Annotated in this window: 22 protein-coding genes and 1 other annotated feature; of the genes, 12 read left to right on the plus strand and 10 right to left on the minus strand. The window is 48.8% G+C overall.

Annotated elements, in window-relative coordinates; genetic code table 11:
* Positions 1–202 precede the first annotated feature (202 nt).
* On the minus strand, positions 203–1,234 hold the full coding sequence (locus tag BLA28_RS24830; RefSeq protein WP_071699610.1) for a hypothetical protein: 1,032 nt from the start codon (positions 1,232–1,234) through the stop codon (positions 203–205).
* A gap of 339 nt (positions 1,235–1,573) precedes the next feature.
* Between BLA28_RS24830 and BLA28_RS24835 the strand changes: the two genes are divergently transcribed.
* Genes BLA28_RS24835 through BLA28_RS24850 form a run of 4 tightly spaced genes read left to right on the plus strand, consistent with a single transcriptional unit; the run spans position 1,574 to position 6,108 of the window.
* Positions 1,574–2,350, plus strand: coding sequence for an ABC transporter ATP-binding protein (locus BLA28_RS24835; protein WP_071699611.1), 777 nt, complete (start codon positions 1,574–1,576; stop codon positions 2,348–2,350).
* A complete protein-coding gene (locus BLA28_RS24840) occupies positions 2,340–4,394 on the plus strand; it encodes an FtsX-like permease family protein (RefSeq protein WP_071699612.1) in 2,055 nt (684 codons plus the stop codon). Before BLA28_RS24835 ends, BLA28_RS24840 begins: the two co-directional genes overlap by 11 nt.
* Before the next feature lie 21 nt (positions 4,395–4,415).
* Positions 4,416–5,099 carry a response regulator transcription factor gene (locus BLA28_RS24845; protein WP_071699613.1) on the plus strand — a complete coding sequence of 228 codons (684 nt, stop codon included), beginning with the start codon at positions 4,416–4,418 and terminating at the stop codon, positions 5,097–5,099.
* The gene (locus tag BLA28_RS24850; RefSeq protein ID WP_242955521.1) at positions 5,089–6,108 is read left to right on the plus strand and encodes a sensor histidine kinase; all 1,020 of its coding nucleotides are present in this window, start codon (positions 5,089–5,091) and stop codon (positions 6,106–6,108) included. Before BLA28_RS24845 ends, BLA28_RS24850 begins: the two co-directional genes overlap by 11 nt.
* An 80-nt stretch (positions 6,109–6,188) precedes the next feature.
* On the opposite strand, the gene BLA28_RS24855 is transcribed toward BLA28_RS24850, so the two are convergent.
* Entirely contained in the window at positions 6,189–7,286 is a 1,098-nt protein-coding gene (locus BLA28_RS24855; protein WP_143131525.1) for a P-loop NTPase family protein, read from the minus strand.
* Between the two features lie 70 nt (positions 7,287–7,356).
* Positions 7,357–8,742: a TrpB-like pyridoxal phosphate-dependent enzyme gene (locus BLA28_RS24860; RefSeq protein WP_044971652.1), complete on the minus strand. Its 1,386-nt coding sequence runs from the start codon at positions 8,740–8,742 to the stop codon at positions 7,357–7,359.
* Positions 8,743–8,816: 74 nt separating this feature from the next.
* Positions 8,817–9,088 (minus strand) — a binding site (T-box leader).
* Positions 9,089–9,278: 190 nt separating this feature from the next.
* Between BLA28_RS24860 and BLA28_RS24865 the strand changes: the two genes are divergently transcribed.
* Genes BLA28_RS24865 through BLA28_RS24895 form a run of 7 tightly spaced genes read left to right on the plus strand, consistent with a single transcriptional unit; the run spans position 9,279 to position 13,472 of the window.
* Positions 9,279–9,740 (plus strand): Na+/H+ antiporter subunit E, encoded by a 462-nt coding sequence (locus BLA28_RS24865; protein ID WP_069409900.1) that lies wholly within the window; start codon positions 9,279–9,281, stop codon positions 9,738–9,740.
* Positions 9,737–9,991 carry a monovalent cation/H+ antiporter complex subunit F gene (locus tag BLA28_RS24870; RefSeq protein ID WP_044971654.1) on the plus strand — a complete coding sequence of 85 codons (255 nt, stop codon included), beginning with the start codon at positions 9,737–9,739 and terminating at the stop codon, positions 9,989–9,991. Before BLA28_RS24865 ends, BLA28_RS24870 begins: the two co-directional genes overlap by 4 nt.
* Positions 9,988–10,290, plus strand: a complete 303-nt coding sequence (locus tag BLA28_RS24875; RefSeq protein WP_009250243.1) for a cation:proton antiporter — start codon at positions 9,988–9,990, stop codon at positions 10,288–10,290. The genes BLA28_RS24870 and BLA28_RS24875 overlap by 4 nt, the downstream gene beginning before the upstream one ends.
* On the plus strand, positions 10,280–10,840 hold the full coding sequence (locus BLA28_RS24880; RefSeq protein WP_050018913.1) for a Na(+)/H(+) antiporter subunit B: 561 nt from the start codon (positions 10,280–10,282) through the stop codon (positions 10,838–10,840). Before BLA28_RS24875 ends, BLA28_RS24880 begins: the two co-directional genes overlap by 11 nt.
* Entirely contained in the window at positions 10,837–11,523 is a 687-nt protein-coding gene (locus BLA28_RS24885; protein WP_071699615.1) for an MnhB domain-containing protein, read from the plus strand. Before BLA28_RS24880 ends, BLA28_RS24885 begins: the two co-directional genes overlap by 4 nt.
* Entirely contained in the window at positions 11,520–11,873 is a 354-nt protein-coding gene (locus tag BLA28_RS24890; protein ID WP_009250246.1) for a sodium:proton antiporter, read from the plus strand. Before BLA28_RS24885 ends, BLA28_RS24890 begins: the two co-directional genes overlap by 4 nt.
* Positions 11,874–11,876: 3 nt before the next feature.
* Entirely contained in the window at positions 11,877–13,472 is a 1,596-nt protein-coding gene (locus BLA28_RS24895) for a complex I subunit 5 family protein (RefSeq protein WP_071699616.1), read from the plus strand.
* On the opposite strand, the gene BLA28_RS24900 is transcribed toward BLA28_RS24895, so the two are convergent.
* The 4 genes from BLA28_RS24900 to BLA28_RS24915 form a co-directional block, all read right to left on the minus strand.
* Positions 13,432–14,295, minus strand: coding sequence for an MBL fold metallo-hydrolase (locus BLA28_RS24900; protein WP_071699617.1), 864 nt, complete (start codon positions 14,293–14,295; stop codon positions 13,432–13,434). The two genes, BLA28_RS24895 and BLA28_RS24900, sit on opposite strands and share 41 nt — an antisense overlap.
* Positions 14,296–14,353: 58 nt before the next feature.
* Positions 14,354–15,679: a sodium-dependent transporter gene (locus BLA28_RS24905; protein ID WP_069154823.1), complete on the minus strand. Its 1,326-nt coding sequence runs from the start codon at positions 15,677–15,679 to the stop codon at positions 14,354–14,356.
* Between the two features lie 81 nt (positions 15,680–15,760).
* Entirely contained in the window at positions 15,761–16,327 is a 567-nt protein-coding gene (locus tag BLA28_RS24910; RefSeq protein ID WP_044971657.1) for a TetR/AcrR family transcriptional regulator, read from the minus strand.
* A gap of 28 nt (positions 16,328–16,355) precedes the next feature.
* Positions 16,356–16,778 carry an RrF2 family transcriptional regulator gene (locus BLA28_RS24915; RefSeq protein ID WP_069154524.1) on the minus strand — a complete coding sequence of 141 codons (423 nt, stop codon included), beginning with the start codon at positions 16,776–16,778 and terminating at the stop codon, positions 16,356–16,358.
* 224 nt (positions 16,779–17,002) lie between these two features.
* Here BLA28_RS24915 and BLA28_RS24920 point away from each other — a divergent pair, with 224 nt between their 5' ends.
* Positions 17,003–17,302 (plus strand): DUF3892 domain-containing protein, encoded by a 300-nt coding sequence (locus BLA28_RS24920; protein WP_016359822.1) that lies wholly within the window; start codon positions 17,003–17,005, stop codon positions 17,300–17,302.
* A gap of 80 nt (positions 17,303–17,382) precedes the next feature.
* Here BLA28_RS24920 and BLA28_RS24925 read toward each other — a convergent pair whose 3' ends face one another.
* The 3 genes from BLA28_RS24925 to BLA28_RS24935 form a co-directional block, all read right to left on the minus strand.
* The gene (locus tag BLA28_RS24925; protein ID WP_069154525.1) at positions 17,383–18,204 is read right to left on the minus strand and encodes a MerR family transcriptional regulator; all 822 of its coding nucleotides are present in this window, start codon (positions 18,202–18,204) and stop codon (positions 17,383–17,385) included.
* 114 nt (positions 18,205–18,318) lie between these two features.
* Positions 18,319–20,157, minus strand: a complete 1,839-nt coding sequence (locus tag BLA28_RS24930; RefSeq protein ID WP_071699618.1) for a glycoside hydrolase family 36 protein — start codon at positions 20,155–20,157, stop codon at positions 18,319–18,321.
* Positions 20,158–20,324: 167 nt separating this feature from the next.
* Positions 20,325–21,080, minus strand: a complete 756-nt coding sequence (locus BLA28_RS24935) for a carboxymuconolactone decarboxylase family protein (RefSeq protein ID WP_071699632.1) — start codon at positions 21,078–21,080, stop codon at positions 20,325–20,327.
* Between the last annotated feature and the right edge of the window lie 90 nt (positions 21,081–21,170).

Here is a 21,170-nt window from a genome sequence, read left to right on the forward strand (position 1 = left end):
TTACCTCCACTAATTCCAGCTTATTAGTATGATATTTCCTTATATTTGCCCGTATCGTTTTATATCGCCACGAGAAATTCGGACACCACTTGGGCACCAAAGAACCAAAAAGCATTGTTATTTTGTGTGCCTTAATCTTCTGAAAAGCAACATTTGCAAGGTTTCTCACAGTTTATGACTTTTCGATGCCAAAATTCAAACACTATTTTTTATTGCCTATGAATTTATCCATAAAACCTAATAATCCAATTATATTATCTGCCAGGGCATCGTCGATACTTGTCCACCAAAAACTATACCCAGGATAGTAAGGGCATAAATTATATTTCTCATCCGCATACTGCACCGCGATTCTGGCAAATGGACGCTTCCCGGTTTTGTCGGTCTGTACGCAGTAGCGGCAGCCGTCGCAGCGCTTGATCCGTGACATTACAAAATCCTGCACATGTTCCGGCATTTCATCAAAATGTTCCAGATACAGCTTCATGCCGCCCGGTATACATACGCCTAAAATCCACGGTTCTTTACAGCAGGGTTCATACCGCATCGATATGCCCGTGTATTTGATTTTGTATTCAAAGCCACCCCGGGGTGTTTCTTCACTCCAGGCAGGGTTAGCATAGGTCAGGGAGAGCTTGCAGTCGCTGGCAGTGGTGTTGTAGATTTGAAAGGGCTTATAGCCGTGTGCTGTCATCCAGCCTTTCAGCTTGCCGAAAGCGGTATTATCAAAAGCCTTTTCAAAAATATCGGCGGCGTAAAGATACTCCTCGCGGAAACAGCAGTGAGCAAAGCGTGACGGCTGTTCAAAGCGTTCCAAATGTTCTTTTTTCGCCATCCATTCCCATGCGGACGAAAGCATCGTGAAATCTGCTATTCCCAATCCTGCGAGAATTTTCTTTTGCCGGGTGTTCAGTGTATATTCACTTCCGATACCCACCAGGTACATCTGCCAGATCAGGGTATCTACGGATTTACGGAATTTTTTCATGTTTGTCAGCGTTTCCTGTTCTGAATCCGATCTTCCGCTGAACAGCATTGGAGGGACGGCATCCTCGTGGAGTTTCGGCACAAAAAGCTGCGGTTCATCATAAGCCAGCTTATACAGCTTTTTCATAATATCGTAAAATTCCTTTTGCTCTTCGATGCTGACAGATGCAGATTCCTCGGGAATAAACAAAGGAAATACATCCAGATAACCCTGCGCAGTTCGCTGTTCCAAGCTTGTGTATGTCATTTTACTCTTCCTCCGTAAAAATCAAAATCACTCCACCTCAAAAGGTACTAACATATTTACTCAAATTATATTCCGGTTCATTAAGCTCTTTGTATTCATTTGGAATTATTTCGTTATTCTGATTGTATCATGATTCACGTTATATTTATATTAAATTTCACATCAAATAAGAGCTGTTTTCTCTGTTTATCCTGAAAACTGAGCAGGATAACTGTACTGCCAAAAATAAGCTTCCGGCTGCAAACAGTAACCCCATAAGGAAACCTTTCATTCATTGTAAGTATCCTTCCCCGTTACCTCATGCTATGATGTTGAAAGACAGGAAAGGAGATCATCGATATGAAAGAACAGCTTCTTGAAATTGAATCCCTGTGCAAGGTTTATGGGAAAGCAGACAATCTGACGAAGGCTCTGAACGGCATTACCTTTCAGGTGATGACCGGTGAATTTTTAGGAATTATGGGAAGCAGCGGCTCCGGAAAATCTACGCTGCTCAATTGTATAGCAACAGTCATCCGGCCCAGCGGAGGCAGAATCAGCATGCAGGGGACCGACATACATTCTCTGAGCGGGGCACGCCTTGCCGAGTATCGCGGTAAAAAAATCGGATATCTGTTTCAGAATTTTGAATTGCTGGACAATCTTACCGGGCGGGAAAACATTTTATTGCCGCTTTCTCTGCACAATGTTCCGGGGAAAGAAAGCAGGGAACGTCTGCAGTCACTGGCGGACTATCTGGAAATTACAGATGTGCTGGATAAATTTCCGGCACATCTGTCCGGCGGCCAGCAGCAGCGTATTGCTGCAGCGAGGGCGCTGATTCTCAGGCCGGATATTATTCTGGCGGATGAGCCCACAGGCGCTCTGGATTCCGGCAATGCAAAGGCGCTTATGGAGAAGCTGTCCGGATTGAACCGGGAACAGAATTCCACCGTTCTCATGGTCACTCATGATACCAATGCCGCGAGTTACTGCAAACGGATCCTGTTTATCCAGGACGGCGTCATTTTCCACGAACTGCGCAGGAGCCTGCCTGAGGAATCCCGGTCAGAGTTCTATGAACGTATTCTGAAGGTTATGGCACAGTTAGGAGGTGGCAGTGCAAATGTTCTTTGATTTGGTTTCCCGAAACAGCAGGCGGAGCAGAAAAGAAAACGGTCTTTTTTTTGCATCCCTGCTCATCTCCGTCATTGCCTTTTATATCATTTTATCCCTGTCTCAACAGGATGTAATAAAGTTTCTGATGAAAATGGAAAGCAACGCCGTCAAAAAACTGGTTGGGATGATTCCTTTATTTTACGGAATGACTTTGATCATCCTGTTCTTCCTGGTTTATTTTGCAAGTAAATATCAGCTGGAGCGGCGCAGGCATGAATTCGGTATGTATCTTATGCTGGGAATGCGCCGTTCCAGGCTGTTTTTACTGCTGCTGGCAGAGGATGTGCGAAGCAGCGTGTTTGTGCTTGCCATCGGCCTGCCCTCCGCGGTCCTGCTGTCTGAACTAATCAGCTTAGTTACGGCACGCCTTGCAGGCCTGGGAATTATCGGGCACCGTCTGAATATATCCCTGACAGCGATCCTATGGACCGCCATCGGTTTTGCCCTGATCAAACTGGCAGCCTTTATGATACTCAGCAGGCGCATTGCAGGGGAGGAAATTGGGGATCTGCTTACGGAACCCCCGGATGGAACGAAAAAGGAACTGCCCTCCGCCGTCTACGCACTGGCTCTCCTTACAGGAACCATACTGCTCGCGGCGGCATATGCCATGGCTATCTGTGGTTTTTCCTGGAACAGGGTTTCCCATATGGGACTCACCCTGCTGTCAGGCTTTACCGGAACCATGCTGTTTTTTTTCGGCCTCCGCTCTTCTCTGGGATTGCTTGCAGATCGTACCGGACGCAGGGAAAAGCTTCATGCCTTCACCTTCCGTCAGCTGCAGGAAAACGTAATTCATCGTTCCCATTCCCTTGCCATCAGTTCGCTGCTGATTCTGGCAGCGCTATGCTGCTTCGGCGCAGGCGTGGCAATCGCGCAGTTTTACAAGGATTCTGAACAGCATGTCCTCGATTACACGTTTCCTTGTGCGGAGGCTCCTTCCGGCATACGTGAGAAGCTGTCCGCCGCCGGATTTTCCGATGAATTTGACAGTCTTTTTGAAATGAAAGTCGGGCATATCAATCCTGCGGAGGATTATGCCGCCGCTTTTTCCATGAGCTCTGTCCTGAAAGAACTGGAAAGCCTGCCTGACTCTCAGGATAAAGCGATTCTCCTGAACAATCTCTCCTATGAACATGCGCCGTATCTGATTGCGCTGTCAGGATACAACCGGCTGCTTGCTGTCTCCGGGCTTCCTGAGATAATGCTTTCGAACGATGAAGCGGCGGTTTATATGGATACGGGGTTCACTGATTTCAATAAGCTCGCCATTCTGAACGAAATCCTTTCCGGCCGTCCGGAGGTACGGATTGCAGACAAAACCTTTCATCTGACCGGAAGCATTCATACTGTCAACCTGGTTGTCGATCGTTCCATCACCCTCTCCTTTGCGCTAATCGTACCGGATGAAGTGTTTGAGTGCATGACGGACGGCGATTATACAGTTTATCTGGATGCTGTGCTTTCCCAGGAAAGTCTGAAGGGCCAGAGTCTGCTGGAGGCCGTCTCCGAAACCAATGACAGGCTTACCCGGGCAGGCATCCCTCATGAAAGTTACCTGCAGAACATAGGAAGGCAGCTGTTTTATGTGGTGTCTGCCAGCTATATTACCATCTATCTGGCGATTATTTTCATGATTGTTGCAAACACCGTATTGGGCGTACAGTTCCTCACACAGCAGCAGAAAAACCGGAGGCGCTATAAAACACTGATTCGGTTAGGTGCCCCCTATGAGGCGCTCTGCCATTCTGCCGGGAAACAAATCCGATGGTTTTTCGGGATTCCCATTGCAATGGCGGCGGTAAGCAGTCTTTTCGGCGTAAAGTCGCTGTTTGCAGGTCTGCTTCCATCCCGGAGCCAGCCGCATATTTTTACACTGATGTGGATATCTCTGGCTATGATTTTGCTGCTTGCTATAGTAGAATACATTTATATGACTGCTGTTAAAAGGATGAGCTTCCGGTATCTGCTGACTCTCATGGTACCGGAACGGGAAGAATAAGAAAAGAAGGGGGTGGGGTGCTTGAAACGGATCGCTGTCGTAGAGGATGAAGTCTATATGAGGGAAGAAATCTCAGAAATGCTGCGGAACGCCGGTTTTGAGGTGGATGAAATCATTTCCTTTGAGGATACTGCCGGCCAACTGCTCCGGTTATCTCCTGATTTGATCCTTTTGGACATCAATCTTCCTCAGTCAAGCGGCTTTCAGATCTGCCGGGAAATAAAGCAGAAAAGTGCGATCCCGGTACTGGTGCTGACTTCCCGCGATCAGATGCGTGATGAGCTTCATGCTCTGGAACTGGGTGCGGATGAATATCTGACAAAGCCCTGCCGGAAGGAGCGTCTGCTGGCTAGAACGGCTAATGTGCTGAAACGCTATGAAGGACGCTCCCATATGCTGGAAGGCCCGGGTTTTCTGCTGGATCGCCAGACCTATGCCCTTTACATTCATAACAGATCCGTGGTACTGCCCGGAAACCAGGGAAGACTTCTGGAAGCCTTTCTCACCCATGGCGCCAATCCCGTAAAAAAAGAGGATCTGCTTACCGCCCTGTGGGGAACCACGGAGTATATCGACGAAAATGCTCTGCAGGTCAATCTGACCAGACTGAAAAAGACCATGCAGGAACTGGAAATGTGTCTGAAAATCATACCCGTCCGCGGTGTGGGCTATCAGCTGATTCCTGAGGGAAATAATGATGAATAATATCTGGAAAATATGCCGGCAGCATATGCCCTGGCTTCTGCTGCTTCTCGGTATGGACTGCGCCTTTATCCTGCTGCTTTGGCTTGCCGACATACAGGCCCTTCTGGCACTGTCCTCTGCCATTGTTCTTGGCACCATTATACTGTTTTCTGCTGTTCTTACAGCGGTATGCCTCCGGGATAACCGGAGGCAGAAGGCGTTTCTGGCTTTTCTGAATTCGCCGGAGGACTATCCGGAACAGCAGCTGCTCCGGCTCTCCGGAGCGGCAGAAAGTGATATGATCCGCCTTCTCGGCGCCGCGCTGCGCCAAAATCAGCAGGAATACCAGCTTCTGAAAGGCCGGATATACGACTATGAAGACTATGTGGAAGCCTGGGCCCACGAAATTAAGACCCCCGTTTCCCTGCTCACTATGCTGCTTGATAACCGGCGGGATGACATACCCGAACACGAACGGAGGAAGCTTGACTATATCCGAAACCGGATACAGGAATCCGTTAACCAGATGCTTTTCTATGCACGCCTGAAAAGTGCCAGGAAGGATTATCTGCTGGAAGCCGTCCTGCTGTCCGAATGTATGGAGGACGTGCTGGAGGATTACCGCCCGTTGCTGGAAGAAAAAGGATTTCTTATAAACATGGACATCTGTGATTCCGTCGTTTTTTCTGATCGGAGGAGCTTACATTTCCTGCTCAGCCAGGTTATCAGCAACTGCGTAAAATATTGCCGGGATGATATCAGGCCGGAATTATCTCTTTCCTTTATACGTGAAGGAATTTACGACTCATTAACCATCCGCGATAATGGTACCGGTGTACGCAGCAGCGATCTGCCTTATATTTTTGAAAAGGGCTTTACCGGGGATTCCGGGGCAGGCAGGAAAAAAGCCACCGGCATGGGGCTGTATCTGGCAAAAGAAATTGCCGATGATCTAAAGCTGCTGCTGGAAGCGGATTCCCGGTGGGGAAAGGGATTTGTGATGACAATCAAATTTCCTGTAATCAATTAAAGGAACAGCTCACTAAAACTGATATGCTCCCTGTCAGGCAGACAAGTTTTGCCGCATATTCCTCATCAATGACTGCTCATTTAATTCATTTTTTTATATATCATTCCCATGGCAGTCCAGCGCTCGCAGATCTGTGAACCAGAAATAATGATTCTATTCTCTTCAAATCGCAGGATAGTTGGCAGCCAATCCACATAAAACTCATTGTCTGTTTTGGGAAAAAGCGCTCTTATTTTCCCGGTCGGATCTGTTATGGAAAGGCCATCAACATTGATTACAAAACCTGCTTCTTCATTTTTATAAACACCATTTTGCGGAAAAGCTTTCGGGCCCGGCAGACGATGGATATCTAAAAATGAGAGCATCTCATCTTCAAGGCTCTCCCAGTTTCCATTCGAAATTTCTAATGATATTTTGTTTATCTGAAGGGAAGCAAATAACAAATTCGCCATATCGGCGTAATCCCGAAGGAACTGTTTAAAGCTTTCCGCTCCGGGCGGCTTATCCGCATAATATGGCTGGTCTTTGTCCCTGTTCCATATATATTCCAGGTATGATATACCTCGATCTTTCACAAGATAATCAATTGTCGCTTCGGTATTTTCCCTGTAAAAAAAGAGCAGACACGGGTTTAGCGGCCGGATTATATCTCCAATCTGCTCAATAAAGCTTTGCAGCTCCTGGTAAGGTCTGTTCTTAAACAAAAAGGTGAAAATCTGGAACTGGAAGACTGCGCTGTCTATGATATAGACTTTATCCCGATTTTCCAACGCTTTCCGGGTAAAATACTCCCACTTTTCCAAAGCAAATTTTTTGTATACATCAATGGGAAAATTCCATACATCATATTCCAATAATGCCTGATAAACCTTACCGTCGATTTTATTGCCGCAGTTCCATTGAAGTTCAGGCAGATGAATACCAACGGTACTCTTTCTGAATACAGCTATGCTATTGAGAATATCCGCTGTTTGCGGATACGTTTTTATGAATTTATCATATTCCTCATATGTCATCCCAGCCTCATCAAAAAACAACACGGGATGCGGCATAGCCACTTCATGTATCCACTCCGTTTTCATGCTGCTGCGTTCTAGCTGTATCTGTATAAACCGGGAATTCGTCGTTTTGCCCGTAGATGGCATACCCTCTAACATGATTAGCTGCGAATCAATCATAATTATTTTCCTCTTAGACTTCAAAACCGGCGCAGCCTGTGCTGCGCCGGTATCATTTTTCATCTTAAACTTAAATTTCATTTCCGGGGAATTTGGGGATTCCGTCAAACCCTGCCTGTAAGTCGGCATCGGAGGGAATGTAATCGCTCATTTCTCCGTTGTGGAACTTTTCATAGGCAACCATATCGAAATAGCCGGTTCCGGTCAGACCGAATACAATGGTCTTTTCTTCCCCTGTTTCCTTGCATTTCATAGCTTCGTCGATGGCTACGCGGATGGCATGGCTGCTTTCCGGTGCGGGAAGGATGCCTTCCACTCTTGCGAACTGCTCTGCTGCCTGGAATACGGCGGTCTGTTCCACGCTGCGGGCTTCGATGAAGCCATCATCGTAAAGCTGGGAAAGGATGGAGCTCATGCCGTGGTAGCGGAGGCCGCCTGCATGGTTTGCGGAAGGGATAAAGCCGCTTCCCAGTGTGTACATTTTGGACAGCGGGCATACTTTCCCGGTATCGCAGAAATCGTATACAAATTTTCCTCTGGTAAGGCTGGGGCAGGATGCGGGTTCCACGGCAATGAACTGGTAATTCTTTTCTCCTCTGAGGACTTCGCCCATAAACGGGGAAATCAGCCCTCCCAGGTTGGATCCGCCGCCTGCGCAGCCGATGATGACATCCGGTACGATATCGTATTTATCAAGGGCGGCCTTGGTTTCCAGTCCGATTACGGTCTGATGAAGCAGTACCTGGGAAAGAACGCTTCCTAATACATAGCGGTAGCCTTCCTGGTTTGTGGCAGCTTCCACAGCTTCAGAAATAGCGCAGCCCAGGCTTCCCGTGGTTCCAGGATGCTCTCTCAGGATCTTTTTGCCTACCTCTGTGAACTCAGAGGGAGAAGGGGTAACCTTTGCCCCATAGGTACGCATTACTTCGCGGCGGAAGGGTTTCTGTTCATAGGATACCTTTACCATATATACCTGGCAGTCCAAATCGAAATAGGAACAGGCCATGGATAATGCGGTTCCCCACTGTCCTGCGCCGGTTTCCGTGGTAACGCCCTTAAGTCCCTGCTGTTTTGCATAGTAGGCCTGGGCGATGGCGGAATTGAGCTTGTGGCTGCCGCTGGTGTTGTTGCCTTCAAATTTATAATAAATCTTCGCCGGTGTCTGCAGCTTTTCCTCCAGGCAGTAGGCTCTCACGAGGGGGGAAGGACGGTACATTTTATAAAATTTTCTGATTTCATCCGGTATATCGATGTATGCATCCGTATCATTCAATTCCTGCTTTACCAGTTCATCACAGAAAACATGCCGCAGTTCTTCAAAGGTCATGGGCTGCAGAGTGCCGGGATTCAGAAGCGGAGCCGGTTTATTTTTCATATCGGCCCTCACGTTATACCACTGCTTGGGCATCTCCGATTCTTCCAGATAGATTTTGTAGGGAATTTCTTTGTTCGCCATAACTTTCTTCTCCTTTTTTAGAATTGTATGATAACAGCATAACAAAAACCGCCTCAAGTTATCCCATTGGGAATGCTTGAGGCGGTAATAATCCTGTTATTATCGCGGTACCACTCAAATTGACGTTTCGTCCACTCTTTCCATACGGCTGGAAATAAATTCCATACCATATGCATGCACAACTATGCACGCCGGATTGATAACGGGCCCGGATTCCCGCCGACGCCTACTTCATTCAGGCCGGCCTCAAAAGTCCATTCAGCATGAGTTCCTATACCGCATTTCCACCAGCTGCGGCTCTCTGAAATATTTCCTGATGCTTACTACTCTTTCTCACAGGTTTGCTTTTTCTGTTAATATCTAACTTATAGCAAATTACAAATTATGTCAAGAGGTAAATTTAACTTATTGTCTATAACAGTGTAGATTTAGCTTATTGCCTGAAACAGCATATTTTGTTATACTGTTTTTAGTAATATAAGGACAGCGGCCGGGCAATACCGGGCGCGGCTTGAAATAATACAGGAGAATTCTATATGAAATATGCTCTGCGTCTGTCAGTCCATATGCTCATGGGCGGTATGCTGTTCTCTGTCCTGCTGGGGCGTTTGTCCCTTACAGGATTCCTCTTCGGCGCTGCTTTGGGGTTTGTACTCTGCCTTTTTCTTTTTCCGTTTTACCGTCAGGATACCGATGCTGCACGGATACCTTTCTTTCCTTATTGTGCCTATACGGCATCCCGGATTTTTCTTTCTTCCCTTACTATGCTTCGCTGGATTCTTTCCTCGCGTCCCCTGCAGGCTTCGGTCCGTAAGGAACCCGCATGTGTCGGTGACAGGCAGCGGATCATCGTTTCCGACTGTATCACTCTCACTCCCGGCACCATAACCCTGGAGGAATCCGCTTCGGAATATACCATTCTGTGTATGAATGATGACGGCGGGGATCATTCCCGCTGTTTTGAGGAGCGGCTCTCCGGAAAAGGAGGAAAAACATGATCCTTTTTTCCATAGTGTTCCTTCTGTCGGCGCTTATACTGGCTTTTATCCTGCTGCTGCGCAGCCGCACGGGCTTTGAACGCATTCTTTATGTCAGCCTGATATCCACGCTCATTGCCGCCGAAATTGTGTTATATGCCGTCTATGCAGGGGAAGAGATGTATCTTGATGTGGCGCTCGTTTTTGCCCTGCTGGGCTTTATGGATGTGCAGTTTTTTTCCGTTTATCTGCGCAGAAAGGGGAATTTATGAAAGTGATCGGGGAAATCCTCATGGGTGCCGGACTTTTTATCATGCTCTGCGGTATAGCGGGGCTTCTGAAAAATCCGGGCTTCTACAGACGTCTGCTTCTGTCTTCTCTCATTGATACCGTAGGGCTTCTGGTTCTCCTGGCGGGTGTGGCTGTCCGCCAGGGCCTGGGCTCCTTTTCCTTTAAGGTTATTCTGCTCATGGGAATCGTTATCCTGACTGCGCCGCTGTCCGCCCACAAGCTGGGCAGGGCCGCCTATCTGTCCGGACACCGGGAAGGAGGTATGGAGCATGATGAATGAAACGCTCCTCGGGGCGGTCCTTCTCCTTCTTCTGGGACTCGGGATCCTGGTGGTTGTCACTGACCGGCTTTTTACCGCCGTCGTTTATTCCGCCGCGCTTTCGGCCTGTATCGCCTTCGGTTATCTACTGCTGGGAGCCCCTGACGTGGCTCTTGCGGAAGCGATTATAGGAAGCGCCCTCACCACCGTTATCTATCTGGCCACACTGAAAAAATACCGGATATTCACCATCCGCTGTCTGCCGGGAGATACCCGGAAGGATCCTCTTTTCAGCAAGGTCCTGGAAGTGATATCACGCTCCCTGAAGGATCATGATCTGGAAGCGCATCTCATCGAATCCCGCGGAAATGCCCGGACGCTTCTGGAACGGCCGGATACGGATCTTGTCGCAGAGAAGAGGAAGGACGGCATTTATCTGTATGGAGAGGCGGACAGCCAGTACCTGGGACGTATACGGGAACAGCTCATAAAGGCCGGGCTTGACGGGGAGGTGCGTATTGTGGATACGGCTCCTACGCGTATCGCCGCTTATAAGGGGAAATCTATATGAAGCATCGGATTCATGCTTTTATTTTTATCGTGTTTATGGGAGCCTTTTTATTCACGGGCTACAGCCTGCTGGGATCTCCCGGCCCCGCACGCGTTGCGGAAGCTGTCATGGAGCGGGGGCAGATAGAAACCGGGGCAAAAAACCTGGTCACTTCCATTTATTTAAATTACCGCCTTTTCGATACGCTGCTGGAAGCGCTGCTGCTTCTTGTCTCGGTTATCGGGGTGACGCAGTTTTCCAGCCTTGCACTAACGGAAAGGCAGTTTACAAGCGCCAACCATATGCCGGACGGGGATGGGCGAAAGGCTTCCGCCATCATGGCCGGAAGTCTCGGACCTGTTTATTTCCTCATGGGCCTGTTGGGCGTCTATATCATTGTGACCGGAATGGACGGTCCGGGAGGGGGCTTCCAGGGAGGCGCAGTGCTTGCCGCGCTGCTGATTAACGCTCATTTTGCCGCCGGGCGTTTGCTGCTCTCCAGGGAAAAGGCGGAAAAAATGGAAAAACTGCTTTATGTGCTTCTGCTAGCGGCATCCATGGCCTTCTTTCTGTTTTCCGGGGGCTGGAATACCGGCGGGCACCGCTTTTATCTGACGCTGATGAATGTTTTGATAGGGCTGAAGGTCTGTTCAGGTCTGTGGCTCATCTATCTTTCCTTTTTATCGGGAGGTGACATGCAATGACATGGAACTATGTGGAAATTACCGGGCTTCTTCTTTTTCTCATCGGGTTTTACGGCCTGATCGCCCGGAGGAATATCATTAAAACCATTCTTTCCCTGGGAATTATGGATATTTCCGTTATCCTCTTTTTCCTCGGTATCCGCTTTGAGGCAGGCATGCGTCCGCCTATCGGTGAGTCGGCAGCGCCGGCGGCCGATCCGGTTCCCCAGGCGCTGATGATCACGGCTATTGTAATCGGGGCCGCCGTTACCGCAGTGGGCCTGATGATGTTCATTGCCCTGTATCACCGCTACGGCACCACCAACTGGAAAACCGCTCATGAAATACGCAGGAAGGAAAGGGAACTATAGCATATGGAACTGTATTTTCTGATCATACTTCCTATTTTTACTTCCCTGCTGCTGTATCTGCTGCCGGGTAAGGTTACTACCTGGCTCGGATCCTTTCTTTATCTTGCGGTATTCGGAGTTACCGTCCATCTGTTTTACCGCGTACGCTTCGGCGGGGAAATCGTCACCACGGGAGGCAGTTCTGATTTTCTGGGGATTTCCCTGTATTGTGATCTGACGGCCTCCGTTTTTCTCATGCTCGTGGGGTTTCTGTTTTTATGCGTCTTTTTGTATACCAATCTTCCTGTTCGGGTGAATAAGCTGTATTCCTTTCTGTTTACCGTACTGGAAGGCTTAATCATGCTCATCTTTCTTTCCCGGGATCTTTTTAACATTTATGTTGCCATCGAGGTATCCGCCATCTGCTGCGGTGTCCTGATCATGTTCAAAAGGGAGAGCCGTTCCATTTATGACGGCCTGATTTATCTGCTGACCAACATTACGGGCATGCTCTTTTTCCTGCTGGGAATAGGGCTTGTCTACAGACAGTGCGGGGTGCTGGATTTTGACGGGCTCGCAGCAGCGGCGGCTTACCGGACGCCGCAGGAGCTGCTTCTGGCCTATGTGTTCCTTATTACGGGAGTCTGCATGAAGTGCGCGCTGTTCCCTATGCATTTCTGGCTTCCCGCCGCCCATGGGACTCCCGGAGCCCCCACTGCCGTATCGGCCATTCTTTCCGGCCTCTATATCAAAAGCGGTGTTTACCTGTTTATCCGTCTGCAGGCTGTTTTTTCACCGGTCTTCGATATGGATGTCTTTTTCTTCTGGGCAGGGGTCGTCACCGCGCTGGCGGGTATCGTCATGGCGGTCTGTCAGTGCGATATCAAGCTGATTCTGGCCTACCACACCATCTCCCAGGTGGGCCTGATCATTGCGGGGCTTTCCACCTCCAATCCGGTATCCCGCTTCGGCGCCATGCTGCATATCATCAACCATGCATTATTCAAATCCCTGCTTTTCCTGGCTGCCGGGCTTCTCATCACCGCTTACGGCACCCGGAACGTATATAAAATCCGCGGTGTCATGAAAAGCATGCCTGCTGCCGGTATGGCCGTCCTTGCGGGTATCCTGGGAATTACCGGAGCACCTTTTTTCAACGGCAGCATCTCCAAATATATGCTGTCCAAAACAGATAACTCCGTCGTGGATTTCTGTTTTCTGATCATCAATTTCGGCACGATTCTGTCCTTTGTGAAGTTTGGGAATATGCTTTTTGGGGAAAAGAAGGAGCTTACCTATACCCGTAATTTCTTCTCCACGTTCGTGCTCGCTTTGTTAAGCCTGCTTTGCCTGGCTACCGGCCTGTTTGCAGGTCCCTTTTTATCCCTGTTTTTCCAAATGGACTTTTCCGTTGGGCTTTCCGGCTATCTGGTGAAATCCCTGATCTGGGCGGGAAGCTTCCTGCTCGCCATCCTTTTTTACAAAAAGATTCTGAGTAAAATAAAAAGACTGAAGTCAGGCATCGACTTCAGTCTGGATATGAATCATATTGCCCTGTGCACCGGGGCCGGTTTCCTTCTCATCCTCGGGGCCGGTTTTCTGTCTCTTCTTCCGGGATGAGAAAGCTTTTTCCGGCTTCCGCCATGAGGCAGCTTTTGCCGAAGGCCATCCTCATCCGGGCTGTCGCCAGGGTTCCCGTGCAGTGCAGGGGAATCAGAATGGAAAAACCATATTGCTTCAGGCCATTAATGACAGCATTCACCTGCTCTTCCCCGCAGCCGCGCAGATGCATACCTGCCAAAAGGAAAAAGCATTTTTCTCCGGGAAAGGATGTCCTTACCTTCTCCAGGCAGCTTAAGATCCCCGCATGGGCACAGCCTGCAAAAACAGCCAGACCGCGTGCCGTACGCAGGATCAAAAGCTGCTCATCCTCCATCCGGTCGGGTATGAACTGCCCGTCCCTGCGGATGCGGAACAGATTGTCCCGCGCGGCTTCTTCCAAAACGGTGGAGGTTATCCCGCCGAGCACATAAATATCAGGAAAAATTTCTTCCTTTTCCGCCGTAAAGGTAAGCCTTCCGGGTATCTGGCCGTCTCCTCTTTCTTCCCTCCAGGGTATGCCGATACAGCGTGCCGGGCCGCCGTTCTTTTCCAGGCACCATTTATCCTCCAGCGCCTTTTCACTCAGGAATACCGGGCAGTCCGCCGCGGCAGGGAATTCCGGAAGGCCTCCCGTATGATCATAGTGGCCGTGGCTGAGAACGATCCCGTCAAGGCCTTCCAGGCTGATCCCCAGCTTTTGGGCATTATGCAGATAAACACCGCTCTGTCCGGTATCAAATAATATCCGCCTGTTCCCGGCTTCTATCAGGACAGAAAGCCCATGCTCCGCCAGAAGCCCTCTTCTGCTCACCGTATTTTCTGTTAATATAGTAATCTTCACGGCAATCCCCTCCCCTTAATTACGATTTTTGAGTTACCGCTCAGCCATGCCCTCTTCCTTATCCGATTCCGTTATATACATATCCAAGAATCAGAACCAGGATGGTCAGCGGCACGTAAATATATTTCGCGGCAAAGCCAAATGCGGCGGAAAGCCTGCCTTTGTGCCCCTTCTCCAGTTCCTCCCGGATCCGCGGATAGCCAAGGACATAGTAGATGGATACGGCTCCCAGAACCGCTCCCAATGGCACAATGCCGATAGAAACCGCATCCAGCCATTTCCCGGTCCGGCTTTCCTCCTCCAGGAACACGCCTGCCAGGAAGGTGATTCCTCCTACGAGCAGCGCCGACATGGTGCGCGAAATGGCAAACTGTGTCTGCCAGCTCTCAATCACAGCCTCAAACATATTGATAAGAGAGGTGATACCGGCAAAGGTTACCGACAGAAAAAAGAAGACAGCAAAAAGCCTTCCCATGGGCATCTGGCTGAACACTCCGGGAAGCGTGATAAAAATCAGCGACGGGCCGCTGCCCGCATCGATACCGAAAGCAAATACCGCGGGCATGATGGCAAGTCCGGAAAGCAGGGCCGCCAGCGTATCAAACAGGGCTGTCCGGATGGAAGCGCCGGGTATATCCACCTTGTTATCCAGATATGCACCGTATACAATCATGCCGGAACCGGTAATCGACAGTGAGAAAAAAGCCTGTCCCATGGCCATCACCCAGGTATCCACCCGCAGCAGCGCTTCCCATTTCGGCACAAACAGAAATTCATAGCCCTCTGAAGCGCCGGGAAGAAAGGCCACCCTTACCGCAAGTATTATAAACAAAAGAAAAAACAGGGGCATCATTACCTTGCTCACCTTTTCAATCCCTTTTGTCACCCCTGTAAGCAGGACAAGCGTTACCGCCGCCACAATAATCAAATGCCAGGGAACGCTTCCGAAAGCCCCGGCAGCCTCCGCAAAATAAGCCGCCGCGTCCTTTTCAAACAGGCTTCCCGTAACGGCGCCCGCCAGGGAACGGAGCACCCAGCCTAAAACGATGGAATAACCGATGGCGATCCCCAGGGATCCCAACAGGGGAAACCAGCCCAGTGCTTTCCCCAGCTTTTCTTTTTTTCTCTCCGCGAAACAGTAACCATAGGAGCCTATCGTTCCCGTCCGGGCTTTCCTCCCGATGGCAAATTCAGCAGACAGCCCCACCCAGCCAAACAGGAAAATAAAGAGAAGATACGGTATCAGAAAAGCAGCTCCCCCGTATTGTCCCAGACGATAAGGGAACATCCATATATTTCCCAGCCCTACCGCCGAACCGACACAGGCGATCACGAAACCTATCGTCGATGTAAAATTCCCGTTTTTATGTTGTCCGTCACTCATAAAAACCTCCAAATATCTTTTATATTCATAAAGACATGCATATGTAAGATGCCTTTTGGATCCTTCCGCCGGCAAATCATTTTAATATATCTGATTTGATACAAATTTCCTGATCCGATCCACCTTCTGGTTTCCGCTCAGATCCTCCCGGAAAAGAACTCCCAGCTGTCCGTATACACAAAAAGCCGCCACTGTTTCCGGATCCTCCACACAGGTCAGCCTGCCCTTATCAAGATCACCTGCAATGGCGTCCCTCACAATGGGAACAAGCCTTTCCGCCACCTTCAGGGAAAGCTGCTGGTAAATTCCCTTGCTGTCCGGACCGTTCAGCATCTTATAATAATAGCTGTCATCATCTTCAATGTGATAGAAAGACGGTGTATTCAATATTTTATCCCGGAGCGCGGTCTCATCATTTCTGATTTCCTGCCCCATTTCCCCGGCCAGCCGCTCTGCATAATTATCCAGCGCCGCCGCAAATAATGCTTCCTTAGATTTAAAATATCTGTATATCAACCCCTGCGCAACTCCTATGTCCAGCGCGATATCCCTGATAGTCGCCTTTTCATAGCCCTTTAAATAAAACACCTGCATCGCCGCGTCCAATATCTCCTGCCTTCTTTCCTCCGATGCCCTAGAAACGCGCATTCCCTTCCCTCCTTATTCCTGCAGCCGGTCAGCTCTTATCCGGCCCGAAAATCTTTTCATTAATATCTTCTATGGTGATCCCCTTCAGCCTTTTATAGCATAAAGAATCCAGATCATCATAAATCCCGTCCAGCAGGCCCGCCATTCCGGATGCCACCAGACAATCCATATCCGGATTTCCGCTTTTCCAGGAGGTGGAAACAAATCTGGTCTCCAGCGCATCCGCCACCATGGAAAGATCTACCTTCTGTGCATCCTTTGAAAAAAGATAACCGCCTTCCAGCCCTTCCTTCGTATCAACCAGTCCGGCTTTCTTCAGCTTCGCCATGACCTTGCGGACCCGCGCCGGATTGGTGCAGATATTTTTTGCCAGCGCTTCACTGGAAACAATTTCCCCCTTATGGTTTAAAAAGGTCAGCGCATGAACCGCCATCCCAAACTCACTTGTCATATCAGCTCTCCCTCTTTCCGCCTTAACGGCATTTTTTCTTCTGAAAACATTATGATAACACATTTCGTCAGTTATCTGAATAACTTTTTAGCCTATGTTGGATACTATTTTATGTCGGACGGCGGTTACCGCAGGAAATGCGGTTCGAAGCCCGGCAAAAAAGGAAAAATACTTTGCGGTGAATAATATTACAGGAAATAATAAAGGAAAGGATACTTAAGATTATGGACAGAAATGATATACCTGATTCTGCATTGGCCAGAATCGCTTTGGATAGTATTCCCACACCTAAGGATGACGCCAAGGATATTGTGGGGCTTGTGAAGAGCAGCGGACGGATTACCGGTTATCAGTTATCTGATGGTTCTACGGTGTCTAAGGAAGACGGCGTGGCTCTGGCAAAGGATGGAGAAATCAAAGGGGTGGGAATCGCCCATCGGAAGGATACGGAATATCTGAAATCTCTTCCGGATGATACGGAAAGCAATAATCTGGGGACACTGCCTTCTGTTACACCGGAATAATTGCAGGCCGCACTGCTTATTCCATGCAGTGCGGCCGTCTGTGGTTATGGGCCTGTATCTGTTTCATTTGCCGGGCAGTGTTAACCTCTTTTTTTCACCGGATAGCAGACTTCTGTCACAAGGTCTTCCTGGCTGGATGCCTGTGCGGGACTCACGTGATAAATACAGAAGGACGCTCCGTCAAATTCATAACCGTTATCATTGATCCATGCCGCTACCGCCTCGTTTACCTTTGTTATCTGGTCATAGCTGCCCTGATAGGTTGCGGATGCGATCTGAACCGGCTCCACTTTCTTGAATTTTACGTTTGCGGTATCCTTATAGGTACCTGTAACCGCTATCTGGATTTCCACATCCACATCACTTTCTTTATAGCCTTCATCATGGAAGATTGCCATGCCGTAGCAGGGAGCGGCGGGCTTCACATTTTGAGGCGCCATCTCCTCATTCAGCTGCTGCCACAGTATACTTTCCTGATTGTAAGCGGGGATAATCTTCCTCAGACTTGCCACATATCTTTCCGGCAGGGTTTTTAATACTACATCATAATTCATAAGTTTTCCGTCCTTTCTCAACCAACGAAGGGTGTTTTCAAGAAGACGTATCCTTTGCTGCGTTTCCAGAGACTCCTCTTCCAGTTCCTTCTTTTTTATCAGAAGGAAGCGTTCCATTTCCTCCGGTTCCTCATATTTTTCAAGGATTTCACGGATAACGGAAAGGGCAAAGCCCATACCCTTCAGGGCCTGGATCCGCTCCGCTTCCATCAGCTGATCTTCACCGTAATAGCGGTATCCCGTCATGGGATCGATCGAAGCCGGTGTCAGCAGGCCATGTTCATCATAATGGCGAAGCATACGAATACTGATTCTTGACAGTTTTGAAAAATCACCTATTTTTAACATTTCGTTTCCCTCACATGCATGTGGTTTTGTGTTCCCTGAGCTCATTTGTAGTATAGAGTATACCATAGTGAGAGAGTCAAGAAGGAATTTCAGAAAACTTAAAAAAGAGGATAATCAATTGTCCATTTCGTAAATCCAAGCCTTTGCGCTAAAATCCTCCTCAGCGCTTCCATACTCCGCGATTATTCTGCCGTTCCTGAGGAACTCCAGGTCCGCAGCCTCCGAGTTTTCAAAACGGTGCAGAACTACCAGACAGCGGCTGCCCAGCTGCCTGATAACCAATTGCGAACCCGTGGGATGATTGTACTGTGCGGTACTATATTCACACCTTACAGTGATGCCACTGCGGATAATATCCGAAGCCATTTCATAAAACTGCATTCCCTGCTCCACAAGACTCCACTGTGCCTCCGATAAGTCATAAATATCACCGCTCAGGCACATTCTTCCCAGGAAAGTGCTGGCAATGGAATAAAAAATTCTGCTGTCGCTGTCCCCGGCATGTAAAACCGCCCATATCTGGCTTTGTTCGGGACGTATCACCCGATGCATATTGGCCGCGATAAGAGGAATCGCCAACGTTTCATGGGCATCGGAAAAGCTTGCCTGGGATACCAGCTCCATCATGGAAGGCTCTAACCTGTGGCCTCCGCTGGAACAGTTTTCTATAACGATCTCCGGTATCTCCGCTTTTATCTTCCTGAAAAATCCTTGTGTTGCCTGTACCTTTTTCCGAAGATTTTCTCCCAGGCTCTCCGGCCCGTCGCATCCCATGCCAATGGTATCATTATAATCCACCTTCAGATAACCGAACCCGCATTCCTTCAGCAGCTTAATAACCTTCTCTCCGAGATAGCTGATCACCCATTCATCTTCCATATCCCAAAAGCGGCGTTCCCCTACAGTTAACGGTACTCCGTCCTTTAGAAGCAAATGCTCCTTATCCTGATAATGCTCGGAATTGGTGCCTACGGACTCCAATTCAAACCATAGCCCGGGAATCATCCCGCAGGAACGTATATAATCCGCAATTTTTTTCAAGCCTCCGGGAAATTTGTCCTCATTCACACTCCAGTCTCCCATACTGTTCCACCAGCCCTGGCCTTTTCCATACCAGCCTGCGTCAATGACAAGATATTGGATACCTTTTCCTTTCAGCTTATCACATATCTTTTTTATGTTATCGTAACTCGGATTTCCCCATGTGGTACAATACTCATTAAAAATGATCCCCATTTTTTTATCTGTTTCTGAAATCGCCGGTTTCTGGGCCTTAACGAGCTTATCGCATACTTCATATAATGTTTTTCCCCGGGCAATCACAGCCTTTGGCGTTTCGAACCTTTCTCCGGGGCCTACTTTTTTTGTCCAGTGTCCAAAATCTCTGTCCGCAATCCCGCCGGCTATGGTAAGCGTATCATCCTCTTTACATAACAGCTCAATCTGCCAGGATGAAGGGCAATATAGCTGAATGCCTAAGAATTCCTGTCTTTTGCTGTCTTCCGCAGCAAGAAAGGGGAAATATTTACGCACCGGCATGGAACCAACATTCCCGAATTTCTCCACTCTCATCCCACAGCGGTTCCATGATGGTTCCAGATGCAGCTCTTCTATGGTTTCTGTTCTCAATTTTCCTTCCGCACTCCAAAACGACTGCAGCCTGTGTATTCTGTCCGCAGCAATCCCCCTGACGGCAAATGATGACAGCATTTCCAGCGTAACCGATTCAGGGCTGTCATTCATAAATTCCGTACTTACTTCCACAGCCTGTCCAACTGTTTTTTTATGAAGCACAATACGATGCTGTCTGTCATCGTCATACACAGCATCCTCCCCCCTGTCCTCCACTTTATGGAAAGCTGCCGCTGACTGACTCCCGCACATGGTCAGCCCATTGGAAAAGCCTCCGCCATATGCATCCCCCATTACTTTTACTTCCGCATAATATTCCATCCCCGCCTGCTCCTTCTTTTGCTTTTTCTTTCATTATAAGAAATCTTCATCTTTTTCTTTATAGAAAAAGACGACAGCTTTCTCATGAAGATGTCGTCTTAACACATATTGGATTTTTTCCACACGTTAGCAGAAAAAGAGGAATATGCTCTTTTTTCTTATACTCCCTATCTCTGCCTGGCCGCCTCATCCACACAGCGCAGCGCATTCAGGCTGCGGGGATACCCGATATAGGGCAGGCACTGGGACAGCACCTGTATGAGGAACTGCTTATCATTCCCGATTCTCATATTGGCCGCGGCATGGCTGGTCAGCTGGGGTTCACAGCCGCCCTGGGCCGCCAGGAAACAGAAGGTGATCATTTCTCTCCGGCGGTAATCCAGGCCGTTCCGGGTATAATAATCCCCAAAACAGTTATCGGCCAGCCAGCGGTTGATATGTGCGGATTCCTCCGGCCCGTTTTTCCAGAATTCCTTCATATGCTCCCCGAATATATCCACCTGTACCTGATTTCCTTTTTCCAGGCGGTCATCCATTGTGGTTTCTGCCTGCCCTTCCAGGGGAAGGCGGATTCCTCCGGAACTCAGTATTTCATTAACGATGGACAGAAAGGGAAGTACCCGGCCGATTCCCAGATAAGCCACGGCCTGATAAACGATTTCCTTCAGCTGCACAGGCGTAACGCCCATATTCAATGCAGCGGGTACCATTTCCCGGAAAGCTTCCGCCCCCTGACAGCCCAGCAGCGCGGCAAGAACAGCCATCATTCTGGTGCCGTCGTCCAAATCATCCTGGTTAACCACCTCGTCATATGCAAAGTCTGCAAAGCGTTCCGCGAATTCCGGATCGGTTTCAAGCAGCGCCGAAAGCATATCGGTTCCCATTTTTTCCTGATACTCTCTGGCTTTCTTCGTCATTCCCATGCCCATTTCTCCTTTCAGGTATCTCTTTTTATCAATCATATCACCTGAAGTGAAGTCCAGGGCAAGGGGTTTTTCAATTATTTTACATTT

The sequence above is a fragment of the Eisenbergiella tayi genome (assembly GCF_001881565.1).
GTDB lineage: Bacteria > Bacillota > Clostridia > Lachnospirales > Lachnospiraceae > Eisenbergiella > Eisenbergiella tayi.